This is a genomic window from Rhodococcus sp. 14-1411-2a (assembly GCF_002259485.1).
In the GTDB taxonomy this organism is placed as follows: domain Bacteria; phylum Actinomycetota; class Actinomycetes; order Mycobacteriales; family Mycobacteriaceae; genus Rhodococcoides.
In genome coordinates this window covers 275,350-288,048 of the sequence record NZ_NPGA01000008.1, presented here as the reverse complement: position 1 = coordinate 288,048, position 12,699 = coordinate 275,350, and the positions used below count along the sequence as shown (strand labels likewise).

The following is a 12,699-nucleotide window of genomic DNA, read 5'->3' as shown; positions in this document are numbered from 1 at the left end:
ACGTGACTGCGTGCGCCCGAAGGCGCGACGTCTCAGCAGGTTCGGATCGTTCAGGCCAGAAACTGCATGGTCGTGCGGTAGGCCGCTGGAATCGCTTCGGTGATAGGCAGTTTGCGGTACTCGGCGGACAGGATCTCCACGCCCCAGATTCCGTCGTATCCGGTGCTGCGGATCGCGTCGACGAATCCCTGAACGTCGAGTTCACCTTCCCCTGGGAGCCTGCGGCCGTGGAACGTGTCCGCGATGATGTCACCTTCGAACGACAGGGGGGCATCGTCGAGTTCGACATCGCCGATGTAGCGGGCAGGGATGTCGGCCAGGGAGGCGAAGTCGACTCCTGCGCGGGCAACGTGCCAGATGTCGATCAGGATCTTTCCCGCGGGGTGATCGGCTTTGGAAACGAACTCGAGCGCCTGCGCCGGTGTGCTGACGTTGACGAAGGGCATCGGTTCGAACACCACTGTGGTGCCCACATTCTGGGCGTCGTTCGCCAACGCCGTGTATTCGGTTGCCATGTGGTCGGCATCGAAGGCACCGCCGTCGAAATCGCCTCCGACCTTGATGTGGCGGACACCGACCGCCTCGGCCGCTCGCAGCATGTTCGCGCGCCACTGGTCCGATACCGCACGGCGTTCGTCGGTGACGAACCAGTTGAGGAGCATCTCGAGCTCGAAGTGTCGGATTCCGTTGTCGTCGAGAATCTTCTTCATCGTCGGGAAGCCGTACTGCTGCTCGGCGTCGAGTAGATCGAGGTATCCCAACCCCACACCGGCGAACCCTGCGGCCGCTGCTACCTCGACGCGCTCCCGAAAGGTGTGTGGGCTGCGATCGTCATCGGCCCCGGCGTCTGCGGCTCCCGCGGTCGTCCAGGTTCCTGCCAGTAGTTCGATGGTGCTCATGAGATGTCTCCTGAATGTCGGTGTTGCCCAGCCGCCTGCGTGGTCCTCGGGCGATCGTGTGCCGCAGTGCGGTGGTGGTCATTGTCGTGGGCGGTTATCGCCGCCACGCCCAATAGTTTACTCATACTGAAATCTGTGACCCACATCATCGGTGTGATTTACTGACGATGTCAAGTTGTTGGTCGATAAAGCAGCGCAGACGGAAATCTCCGACGGTCGCGCTGGTCTTTGTGTCCTCGGCCGGAGATCATGGTGCGCGGCGTTCGGCAGGCGGTCGTTGCAGCCGAAGCGGCGAGGAAAGGGCTGATTGTGACGGACGAGATCGGAAGTGCACTCAAGCGAGCACGCCGGGAGCGCAAGCTCCCGTTGCGCGAGGTCGCGGGGCGTGTCGGTATCTCCACCAGCCTGCTCTCACAAGTGGAAAACGGTAAGACGCAGCCGTCGGTGAAGACGTTGTTCGGCCTCGCGGCGGCCCTCGGCCTTTCGCTCGATGAACTGGTGACCGGCGACGATTCGGAGTCACCCGCCGCTGCGGCTGGACGCCGCGCAGAGGCGCGTGCCCGCGACGCCCGAGCAGGTATTCAACGCAAATCCGACAACCCGGTTCTCGACATGGAGAACGGTGTCCGGTGGGAAAAGCTGTCCACCGGCGGGCATGCGGGGCTACAGACGCTGTTCGTCACCTACGAGGGCGGGGCGTCGAGTTCGGCCGAGGGCCGCTCGATGCGTCATCAAGGTCAAGAATTCGCCTGCATTCTCGAAGGGACGCTCCGGCTCAAGCTCGACTTCGACGAGCACGAGTTGCATGCAGGCGATTCGTTCTGCTTCGACTCCACCCGGCCTCACCTGTTCTCCAACCCGACAACCGAACGCACGACCGGCATCTGGTTGATTTTCGATCCCCATGCCGAGCTCGATGTGGAGAAGACCCTTACCGAGGTCATGAGCAGCTTCACTCATGCCTCCGCAGCGAGCCGGTCCGCGTCCCAGTCCTAAGCACTCGTTCTGCGCAGGAGCACTCCCTCGCCAGTGCGGGAACCCAGCCGCGCCGTGGTCGATCCGGCGTAGAGCGCGACTAGCGCCGCTCGCGAACACGTCTCGCGTGGAGTGTTGACAACCACACTGTAAACGCTGCATGATCTGACTCACACTGTTCAGCCACGGTGAAATATCTGGGCTCGGCGGTGTGAAGAGCGCCTCACTTGCGGATACCCGCAACCTCGCCAGGTGCACGTCCCCGACGTCCGTGCGTCGGCCCCAGATCAGGAGAACCCTTCCATGCGTCTCATTTCGCAGCGCACGTTCCGCACCGCATCGGCCCTTGCCGTCACCGCCTTGGGTATCGGCACTCTCGCCGGCTGCGGAACCGGCCCGAACAGTGGAGCCATCGACAACAGTGGCCCGCTCAAAGTAGGCATCTCCGTGCCGGCCCTGGACACACCCTTCTTCTCCATTCTCATCGACGAGGCCACCTCGGCCGCGGAGGCAGCAGGCGGCGAAGTCGTGCAGACCACCAACGCCAACCGCAGCAGCGGCCAGCAGGTCACCGATATCCGGAACCTGATCACAGCGGGCGCGAACAGCATCATGGCTGGTGTCGTGGACCGCGACGCGATCAAGCCCGCGCTCGACTACGCCGCAAGCCGCAACGTTCCCGTGGTAGTCGTCGACGACAAACCGTCCGCCGGTACCGCATACGCCGTCGTCAAAGCCGACAACTACGCCATGGGAGTCAGCGCCGCCGAGCAGATGGGGCAACGACTTCCCGGCGGCGGCAAAGTACTCAACATCACCGGAGACATCGCTACGTCCAACGGACGTGATCGATCCGCCGGATTCACCGACACAATTGCCGAGAAGTTCCCCGACATCGACGTCATCGAACAGCCTGCGAACTGGAGCGGACCACGCGCAGGGTCGGTCATGCAGACCGTCCTGAGCGAAAACGCAGACCTGGCCGGGGTGTACCTCGCCTCGGACACCCTCTACCTCGACCCCGTCGCTGCCGCGCTCAACGGTCGCGGGCGATCCGTTCCCGTCGGTGCACCAGGCCATGTCACCCTGGTCTCGGTCGACGGTGGCAAGTCCGCAATGGACGCCGTTCGAGCCGGCACCCTCGACGCCGCGATCGTCCAGCCGGTCCCCGAGTACAGCAAGATCAGCGTCGACTACCTAGGCCAGGGCCACGAAGGAGTGTCGCTTGCGGCGGGTCCGACCGAGCATGGCAGTGAAGTAGTAGAGCAAGACGGGTTCTTGGTCGATCTGCTCCCTGCGCCCGTCGTCACGCGTGAGAACGCCGACGATCCGTCCCTGTGGGGCAACCAGTGACCACCCCGCGCAACCCTGCGACCATTCCGCCGGCACACGAGACCGCCGGTGAACCCCTGGTGGTCGTGCGCAACGCGGTGAAAAGATTCGGAGCGACTACCGCACTCGATGACCTCTCGATCACCATCCGCCAAGGTGAATCGCACGGACTGGTGGGACGAAACGGAGCCGGCAAGTCCACGCTTGTCGCCACCCTCACGGGCCTGCACGCCTTGGATTCGGGAACGCTGGAATTCTCCGGTGAACCGGCACCCGCACTGACAGACCGCAAGGCATGGCTGAGCCGAGTCTCCTGCGTCTACCAGCACCGCACCCTGGTCCCCGAACTCAGTGTGGCAGAGAACATCTACCTCAACACCTACAACGACCGGCGGTGGGTCAACTGGAAGACCGTCAACCGCAACGCCCAACAGCAGCTCGACGAGTGGGAAATTCCACTCTCGCCGCACCAACGAGTAGCCGAACTCGGTGTCGGCGAGGCGCAGATGATCGAGATCGTGCGCGCGCTCGCCCAGGGATCACGATTCGTCATCCTCGACGAGCCCACCGCGCAACTCGTGGCCGGTGAAATCGACTCCCTCATGTCCAGGGTCAATCAACTCCGCGACCGCGGCGTGACCTTCATGTTCATTTCCCATCACCTCGACGAAGTCCCTCAGGTGTGTGATTCGGTTACCGTCCTCCGCAACGGACACGACGTATTGCACGGCAGCGCAAAAGAACTGAGCACCGACGACATGGTCACCGCTATGGTCGGCAACGATTCCGCGCGCAAGGTCGCCACACACACCGGCGCGAGTCGCGCCCCGAATACCACCTCGCCGGTGGTACTCGAAGTCGCCGATCTCGAGATCAGCGGTCTCCATGACACCTTCTCGCTCACCTTGCACGCAGGGGAGGTAGTCGGTCTTGCCGGCCACGCCGGGTCCGGTAGCCGACAGATCGCGCACGCCATTTCCGGGCATCTACCGAAATGGAAGGGCAGCATCACACTCGACGGCCACGCCGTCCGAAAGTGGGACTCGCACACAGCGGTTCGCACCGGTGTCACTCTCGTACCCGAAGATCGCATCAAGACCGGACTGGTGGGGGAGATGTCGATCGAAGACAACATCACCTTCACCACGCTTCCGATGCTCAGCACCCGGGGCATGCTGAGCACGCGCCGCAGACACCGCGCTGCTGACACCGCCCGCGACGAGCTCGGGATTGCCTGCTCGTCGGTGGCACAACCGGTCGGCCAGCTCAGCGGCGGTAACCAACAGAAGGTGCTGCTCGGTGCCGCACTCGGACCACAACCCAAGGTTCTGGTGCTCATGCACCCGACAGCCGGTGTCGATATCGCCTCCAAGGGCACCATCATGGACATCGTCGAGCAGTATCGTGCCCGCGGACTCGCCGTCATCGTCGTCAGCGACGAACCCGAGGAACTGGCATTCTGCGATCGCGTCCAGGTCTGGGTACGCGGCCGAAAAGCCCTCGAAGACTCCAACATTCCCGACGACCAGCTGGTCGCAGCAATGGAAGGCTCCACCATGTCGGCAGGTGCACTCTGATGAGTACCTCAACAACGAATGCAGCAGGCGCGGGCGCATCGATGCCCGAGAAATCGACGCATTCCGGCAGATCCACGTTCGGCGGCGCGGTGTCGTTCCTGCGCAAACCCGAACTGGCGATCTTGCCGGTCCTTGTCGTCGTCATCATCGCGGGAGGGCTGCTCAACAGCTCGTTCCTGTCGTACGACAACATCTTCGGTGTCCTCCAGCAGGCGAGCGAGCTCGCCGTTCTGGTGATGGGCCTGACGCTGGTCCTGATCACCGGCAAATTCGATCTGTCCCTGGAATCTACGTTCGGTCTCGCCCCGATGGTCGGGGCCTACCTGTTTCTGTCCACCACCAACGGGGGCCTCGACATACTCGGGTCGCCGATCCTGGCGATCATTGCGATCTTCGTCGTCGGTGCATTCATCGGGTTGTTCAACGGATTTCTGGTCGTCTATCTCAAATTCAACGCATTCATCGCCACCCTGGCCACGTTGATCTTGCTGCGCGGAGTCAGCCTCGGTCTGACGAAGGGCGAAACGCTCTCGTCGCTGCCGCCGGAGATGACGGTCATGGGCCAATCGAGCTTCGCCGGCGTGCCCACCTCGTTCGTGGTCGCAATTGCCGTCTTCGCCGTGCTGACCCTGTTCCTGACCCGGCACAAAGCCGGTCGGATGCTCTACGCCGTGGGCGGAAATCAGCAGGCCGCGCGTGTTGCCGGCGTCCGGGTCGAACGCATCGTTCTCGGAGTGTTCGTCGTGGCGGGAATGCTCGCCGCTCTCGCCGGGCTGCTGCAGGTCGGGCGTATCGCCTCGATACCCGCATCCCTCGGCCAGAACCTGATCTTCAGCGCGTTCGCAGCGGCCGTGCTCGGCGGGGTGTCACTCAACGGCGGCAAGGGCACCATGGCCGGTGCATGCGGCGGTGTGTTGCTGCTCGTTCTCATTCAGAACGTGCTGATCCTGTCCGCTGTTCCCGGATACTGGATCGACGCCACCACCGGCGGAATCATCCTCGTCGCGCTGTTGATCTCCCGGCTCACAGGCAATCAACCGCCCGCATGACCGCATCCACACCACCACAGGAGGAGAACGAGATGACACTGAACGGAAAAGTCGCCATAGTAACCGGATCCGCCAGCGGAATCGGTTATGCCACTGCGCAAATGCTCTCCGATGCCGGTGCGACTGTGTACTCGTGCGACCGCGCGTTCACCGAACCTGCCACCGTCGGAAAGTCGGTACACCAGCGGTCTCTCGATGTCGCCGACCTCGATCAGTGGTCTCGGCTTGCCGCCGAAGTCCTCGAGGCAGAAGGCGGGGCCGACATTTTGGTGAACAACGCCGGCCTCGTCGGTTCGTACGACACGATCACCGACATCGACGTCGAGACCTGGCACTCGATCGTCGGGGTCAACCAAACCGGTGTCTTCTACGGAATGCGCACTGTCATCCCTCTGATGCGCGCTCGTGGCGGTGGATCGATCGTCAACGTGTCGTCCATCTGGGGCCTGGTCGGAGCGGCCGGTGTCTCGGCGTACCAGGCATCGAAAGGGGCCGTCACCACGATGTCCAAGAACGCTGCGGTCACCTACGCGCCGGAGAACATTCGCGTCAACTCCGTCCACCCGGGACTCATCGTCACCCCGATGACGGACGCGCAGGATCAATCCATCAGCGATGGTCTCATCGCGGTGACTCCGCTCGCCCGGGCCGGGCGGCCGGAAGAAGTCGCTGCCGCCATCACCTTCCTCGCCAGTGACGCCGCATCGTTCATCACCGGCGCACAGCTACCGGTAGACGGCGGATTCACCACCCCGTGAACCGGCACATCCCACTCGTCTGACCGCACACAGGACGGTGACGGTATCGGCAGCGATACCGTCACCGTCACAACACCACCGGCGACCGGTGACCGGCGTCAGCGCGGCAGATACCGTCCGCTCGACCTGCGTTCGATCTCATTGCTGCACAGCGCATTCGAGTACCGCACCCGCGTGGACACGTGTTGCGCTGTCAGGGACGCTCTGACCGATATCGCGCTGTACTCGAGCGCACAGATTGACTGTGGCCCTCCCGGCGGCGCAGCGAACCCTGCGGACTGCCACATGAGGACGCTGAAAGGCAACTCACTTCACGGCCCTGTTCTGGGCAGTGCAGTCGATCCGATGCCGCCGACCGGTCAACGGGCGGACACAGGCCCCGTGGATTCACGCACTACGAGGTGCACGGGGAAGCGCACCGACGCCGCGTGGTGATCGCCGGAATCATCGAGCGTCCGTAGCAACAACCGTGCCGCTTCGGCGCCCATCTCGTAGTGGTCGACCGACACCGTCGTCAGAGCCGGATGTACAAGATCGGCTGCTGGGATATCGCTGTATCCCGCGACACTGATGTCGTCGGGGCACCCGATCTTTCGAGCGCGAAGTTCCTTGAGTACACCGAAGGTGACCAGATCGTTGAAACCGGTGATTGCGGTGCAATCGGTGTTCTCTACGAGCCAGCCACAGGCGGTTCGGCCCTGGGTGGGGCCGATCTGGTCGACAGTGACGATCAGATCGTCGTCGGGAACGAGACCGTGCTCGAGCATGGCTAAGCGGTAGCCACGCAGCCTCGCCACCGCGGTACTGATCGTGGGCGGCCCAGCTACGTGCGCAATGCGACTGTGGCCCAACGACACCAGGTGATCGACGATCTGGCGCATCCCGGATTCGTCGTTGCTGACCACCTCCGGTTCGGTGGCCTGTTCCGATGCGCGCAGCAGATTGATCGTCGGCGCTATCGCGGTGAATCGTGCTGATCCATCGGGATCGCCCAGCATGTTCGTGGTGACGACCAGCCCGTCGACGCGTTGCGCCCCCAGGTTTCGAAGATGGGTGAGCTCACGACCGCGGTCGTTGGCGGTGTCGACGATGAGAGTCGAGTACCCGGCGGCCGTCGCCACGTCGTCGATACCCCGGAGGAGGTCCGCGAACAAGGGCACCGCCAGATCGCCGACGATCACCCCGATCGTGAACGACCGCGCACTGGCGAGGCTACGAGCCATACTGTTGGGTAGATAGTTGAGCTCGCGTGCCACGGCGAGTACTCGATTGAGGGTATCGGGACTCACCCGGTGGCGTGTGCGTTCGTTCAGCGCCCGCGAGGCTGTCGCCGGATGGACATTGGCCTGCCGAGCTACGTCCTCGAGTCGAGCGCGCATGCAAGGCCTCCCATGTACCGCGACCACACGTCGTGGCCGAACGCTCACATCGTACGGCCACGATGCAAGCGCATGCACGATATTGGCTGATCTGCTCAATCCTCGGTGGACGAACGCTGCATATCTCAGCATTTCAGAGGCGGTATGGCTAGAGGTGGTTGACAGCAAGCGCTTGCATCGTCATAGTTATGCGAGCGCTTGCATCCGTGATTCAGCGCACACCTACACAGGAGGTTGACGTGGCTCTCACTTCGGCGGGCAGCACCGCTTTGATGCGCGTGGTCGGGATCAGCAAGACCTTCGGCGGCACACGAGCCCTCGACGACGTCTCGATCGATTTCCACGGCGGCGAAGTGCACGCCCTGCTCGGCGAGAACGGTGCCGGCAAGAGCACCCTGATGAAGATCATCGCGGGGGTGTACACCGCCGACGAGGGCGAGCTCATCGGCAGCCGAAGCGGCGACCTCGATGTGGCAATGGTCTTCCAGGAACTGTCCGTCGTCCCCGAGCTCTCGGTACGCGAAAACATGGAGATGGGAGGCTACGACGGACGAAGCATCTTTCTTCGCCACGGCGCGCTCGAAGCCGGCATACGCTCCGCACTCGACGAAGCTGGACTCGGCGGTCTGGACCTGGACATGCCGGTCGAGTCACTGCCGCTCGCTCAACGCCAACTTCTCGAGATCGCCCGCGGCGTCTACGCCGATGCGAAAGTGTTGATCCTCGATGAGCCGACGGCGACGTTGTCCGACAACGAGATCGAACGCGTCCACGCAGTCGTGCGCAATCTCGTGGCCAAGGGGCATGGCATCGTCTACATCACCCACCGGCTCGGCGAAGTGTTCACGCTCGCAGATCGCATCACCATCATGCGATCCGGCAGGGTCGTCGCCTCGGACGTGACCACCGAGTTCGAGATGAACCAAGTGGTGACGATGATGCTCGGACACGAACACACCGCCGCCGCCGCGCAACCGATCGAAGGCCTACCGCCACTCGCGGAGCGCCGCCTGATCACCGTTTCCAACCTCACCGCTCCGCACCAGTTCACCGACGTCTCGTTCGCAGTCCAGCCCGGCGAGGTGCTCACGGTGTTCGGCCAGATCGGATCAGGCGCCGATCAGGTCATCCGCGCGCTCGCCGGACTCACGCACCCCTCATCGGGTGAGGTGCGTATCGACGGTAAGCCAGTCCGTCTCGGCTCTCGGCCGGCGTCACAAGCGGACGGTATCGCCTACGTTTCAGCGGACCGCACGATCGAGGGTGTCTTCCTCGACTACTCGGTCGCAGGCAACATCAGCTCCGGTGCCCTCGGACGAGTCTCGATCCGCACATTCCTCAGCGGTCGACGCGAAAAGCAACTGGCGGAGAAGTATGCGTCGATGGTTGCTTTCGACCCCACCAGAGTAGGAGTACCCGTGGGCTCGCTCAGCGGGGGAAACCAACAAAAAATAGCCATCGCCCGTGCTCTCGCCACCTCACCGAAGGTTCTCGTCCTCAACGAACCCACCCGCGGCGTCGACGTCGGTGCACGCGCGGAAATCTACAAAGTCATCCGCGCACTGGCCCACCAGAACGTCGCCGTCATCGTCTACTCCAGCGACATCGTCGAACTCAGAGAACTCGGCGACCGCGTCATCACCATGTTCCGCGGCGGCATCGTCGCCGACCGACCCACCAGCACTGTCGACGACGCTCAGCTGCTGTCCGAAATCCTGCACGGAGCAACCTCATGACATCATCGCGACTCGAACCCTCTCAGGATGCCGCATCCACAGCGCCATCCACCGATCCCACCCGCCGGAACCGGCTTCCGATACCGACCGGCCCAGGCGTGATCATTGCCGTCACAGCCGTGCTGTTCGTCTTCGCGTGCATCTTCGTCTCCGGCTTTGCTACGGCGAACAACATTCGCGCACTGATGCTTTCGATCTCTTTGGTGGGCATTGCGGCAGTCGGCATGTCCATGATCACCATCGTCGGACGACTGTTCTCGCTCTCGCTCAGCGCCGTCGTTGCCACCTCGGCCATCATCTTCGCCGGATCGCTGCACCTCGGCCCCTGGATTGCACTCGGACTTGCCGTCGGGTTCGGCGCGTTGACCGGCATCGCGCAGGGCATCTTGGTAGGAATCGCGGGAACGAACCCCATCGTGACGACCATTGCCGCGTCCGCGATCATTCTCGGCATCGCCCAGCTGATCACCGGCGGGCTCAACGTCATCGGCGACGGTGACTCGTCCGTCTTTTCCACGATGGTGTTCGGTGCCATCCCGCTCGAGGTCATCGTGTTCCTGGTCGTGGCAGGTATATCTGCCGGATTGCACAACTACACGAGCATCGGGCGCGCCATCACCCTCATCGGTCTCAACGAAAAGGCATCCGCGGTGGCCGGTCTACGCGCCTGGCCCCGGGTGCTCGCAGCGTTCGTCATCTCCGGTGCTTTTGCCGCACTCGCCGGCGCTCTCCTCGCCTCGGAATCAGGGCAAGGAAACCTCACACTCGGAGCCTCGTACGGTTTCGACGCGATCATCGCAGTCGTCGTGGGCGGCATCAGCGTCAAAGGCGGACGCGGAAACCCCCTCAATGCCGCGGTCGGCGCACTGCTGGTGGGACTGCTCGCCAACATGCTCGTGCTCATGGGCTTGTCCTATGAAGACCAACTCATTTTCCAGGGCCTCCTGGTGCTCGTCGCGGTCGTCGTGACCGGAGCCACCTCGAAGTCCGCTGCCGGAAAGCGGTAACTCTCATGGTCTCTGTCTATTGGAACATCAGAACGTGGATCGCATTGGGCGCTGCAGCCGTTGCGCTGCTCGTGGCGATCGCGCTCACACCCGGATACACCAACAGCGGCAACATGTTTGCGCTCGTCTCGAGCTTCTCCACGCTGGCTCTCGTGGCGTGTGGTCTGGCCATCGTCATGATCGCTGGTGAATTCGATCTGTCGATCGCCGGTGTCATGCCGCTGGCCGGACTGATCACCGTGAAACTCGGTCAAACTCACGGCATCGCCGTGGGAATCATCGCGGCAATTGTGGTGTCTGCAGCTGTCGGCGTCGTGAACGGCTACCTGACATGGCGTTTCGCGGTTCCTTCGCTCGCGGTGACCGTCGGCTCGCTCGTGACCGTCACCGGAATCGGATATTGGGTCACCGGTGGTGACGTGGTGACCATGCCGAACTATCAATTCGGCTTATGGCTCGATGACCCGATCGCTGCCGTTCTCTCGCCCCGCAGCATCGTGGCGTTCGTGCTCATCGGCCTCGCCGTACTGCTGATCAACCGAACCTGGTTCGGAGTGACCACCCGCGCGGTCGGCAGCGACATCGACCGCGCCCGGTTCTCCGGCATGCCCACCGGGCGCGCTCTGGTCAGCGTCTTCGTCATCAGTGCCGTGTTCGCCGGCGTAGCCGGATCCCTGCAAGGACTGTCCCTTGCCGCCGGGCAACCCGGGAACAATCTCAACTTCCTGCTACAGGCAGTCACCGCAGCAATTATCGGCGGTATCGCACTCACCGGAGGGAAGGGGCGCCTCAGTGGGGTGATCGCCGGGGCACTGCTACTGGCGGTCCTGAGCAACGCGATGAGTTACCACGGGGCCCCCACTGCCGCAGTGCAATTGGTCTCCGGAGTCATTCTTCTGGCAATCCTGCTGCTCGATGTCCCTCTCGACCGGCTCGTCGGTCGAGCACTCGAACGAGTGTCCACCAAGATCGAAAAGGTCGACCATGCTCACGTCTGAAATCAAACGACGGATCCTGACTGCGTTGAGCGTGCTCATGGCACTCGCGCTGCTGAGCGGATGCGCTGTGGGCACGTCCGGAACCGCGAACGGTGGCCGCAAACAGGTTGTCCTACTCACGGTTTCGCAGACCTGCGACTACTGCGCAAAGCACACCGATACCTTGAAAGCGGCAATGGCCGAGGCGGGTATCGATCTACGCGTGGTGGTCAACGAGTTCAACGCCGCTGACCAGGCGCAGCAGGTCACTCAGGCGATCAGCACTCAACCGGACGCCATTATCGTGTGGCCTGCAGATTCACGCGCCATCATTCCCTCGCTCGTGCGGATCAAGCAGGCGGAAATCCCCGTCGTGGTGACCAACTCCTACCCGCAAACCGACGACACCAGCCTCTGGACCGCGTACACCGGTCCCAACGACATCGCCAACGGCCAAGCCGCAGCACGAGCGATGGTCGCCGGATTCGAGGCGAAGGGATACGGAGACACCGGCAACATCGTCGCGCTGGTCGGTCCGCCCGGAGCGCCGCCCACCATCGACCGACTCAAAGGATTCGAGGACGAGATCGCACAACTCGCCCCCGGCATCAAGGTGGTCGGAAGTCAGCCCGGCAACTGGGACCAGACCCTCGCCACCTCGGCCTCGGCCACGCTGTTCACCCAGACTCGCGGCGACGACATCAAGGGCATGTACTCCGAAGCGGACAACATGATGGCCGGCGCACTCGTCGCCGCCGAACGACAGGGAATCGACCCTGCTTCCCTGGTCATGGTGGGACACAACTGCTCCATCGAGGGGTACACCAACATCACCGAGGGACGCCAGTACGCCAGCGTCCTGCAAAGCCCCTTCGAGGATGCCGACCTCGCCGCCCGCGCAACCGAGAACATCCTCGCCGAGCAGCCGGTCGAGAACGTGCAGTACCTCGTCCCGCGCCCGATCGACGCAAACAACATCGATGACTGCAAGCAAGCAGTCGGAAAGTGAG

General features: G+C 63.1%; 11 protein-coding genes. 9 read left to right on the top strand and 2 right to left on the bottom strand.

What is annotated here, in order from left to right; genetic code table 11:
* Nucleotides 1-50: 50 nt before the first annotated feature.
* The gene (locus CH291_RS05255; protein WP_032391800.1) at nt 51-899 is read right to left on the bottom strand and encodes a sugar phosphate isomerase/epimerase family protein; all 849 of its coding nucleotides are present in this window, start codon (nt 897-899) and stop codon (nt 51-53) included.
* A 309-nt stretch (nt 900-1,208) separates the two neighbouring features.
* On the opposite strand from CH291_RS05255, the gene CH291_RS05250 reads away from it, so the two are divergent.
* From CH291_RS05250 to CH291_RS05230, 5 genes are all read left to right on the top strand, one after another.
* Nucleotides 1,209-1,895 carry a helix-turn-helix domain-containing protein gene (locus tag CH291_RS05250; protein WP_230598271.1) on the top strand — a complete coding sequence of 229 codons (687 nt, stop codon included), beginning with the start codon at nt 1,209-1,211 and terminating at the stop codon, nt 1,893-1,895.
* Nucleotides 1,896-2,177: 282 nt separating this feature from the next.
* Entirely contained in the window at nt 2,178-3,227 is a 1,050-nt protein-coding gene (locus CH291_RS05245; RefSeq protein WP_052053420.1) for a sugar ABC transporter substrate-binding protein, read from the top strand.
* Nucleotides 3,224-4,783 (top strand): sugar ABC transporter ATP-binding protein, encoded by a 1,560-nt coding sequence (locus CH291_RS05240; RefSeq protein ID WP_052053421.1) that lies wholly within the window; start codon nt 3,224-3,226, stop codon nt 4,781-4,783. Before CH291_RS05245 ends, CH291_RS05240 begins: the two co-directional genes overlap by 4 nt.
* Nucleotides 4,783-5,832 (top strand): ABC transporter permease, encoded by a 1,050-nt coding sequence (locus CH291_RS05235; RefSeq protein ID WP_218828293.1) that lies wholly within the window; start codon nt 4,783-4,785, stop codon nt 5,830-5,832. The genes CH291_RS05240 and CH291_RS05235 overlap by 1 nt, the downstream gene beginning before the upstream one ends.
* 32 nt (nt 5,833-5,864) lie before the next feature.
* Nucleotides 5,865-6,590 carry an SDR family NAD(P)-dependent oxidoreductase gene (locus CH291_RS05230; protein WP_032391920.1) on the top strand — a complete coding sequence of 242 codons (726 nt, stop codon included), beginning with the start codon at nt 5,865-5,867 and terminating at the stop codon, nt 6,588-6,590.
* Between the two features lie 359 nt (nt 6,591-6,949).
* On the opposite strand, the gene CH291_RS05225 is transcribed toward CH291_RS05230, so the two are convergent.
* Nucleotides 6,950-7,969, bottom strand: a complete 1,020-nt coding sequence (locus CH291_RS05225) for a LacI family DNA-binding transcriptional regulator (RefSeq protein ID WP_032391801.1) — start codon at nt 7,967-7,969, stop codon at nt 6,950-6,952.
* 239 nt (nt 7,970-8,208) lie between these two features.
* Here CH291_RS05225 and CH291_RS05220 point away from each other — a divergent pair, with 239 nt between their 5' ends.
* The 4 genes from CH291_RS05220 to CH291_RS05205 are packed head-to-tail and all read left to right on the top strand — an operon-like array spanning nt 8,209 to nt 12,698.
* Entirely contained in the window at nt 8,209-9,705 is a 1,497-nt protein-coding gene (locus CH291_RS05220) for a sugar ABC transporter ATP-binding protein (RefSeq protein ID WP_032391921.1), read from the top strand.
* Nucleotides 9,702-10,712: an ABC transporter permease gene (locus tag CH291_RS05215; protein ID WP_080735653.1), complete on the top strand. Its 1,011-nt coding sequence runs from the start codon at nt 9,702-9,704 to the stop codon at nt 10,710-10,712. The genes CH291_RS05220 and CH291_RS05215 overlap by 4 nt, the downstream gene beginning before the upstream one ends.
* 5 nt (nt 10,713-10,717) lie before the next feature.
* A complete protein-coding gene (locus CH291_RS05210; RefSeq protein WP_032391802.1) occupies nt 10,718-11,710 on the top strand; it encodes an ABC transporter permease in 993 nt (330 codons plus the stop codon).
* The gene (locus CH291_RS05205; RefSeq protein ID WP_052053424.1) at nt 11,697-12,698 is read left to right on the top strand and encodes a sugar ABC transporter substrate-binding protein; all 1,002 of its coding nucleotides are present in this window, start codon (nt 11,697-11,699) and stop codon (nt 12,696-12,698) included. The genes CH291_RS05210 and CH291_RS05205 overlap by 14 nt, the downstream gene beginning before the upstream one ends.
* Nucleotide 12,699 lies beyond the last annotated feature (1 nt).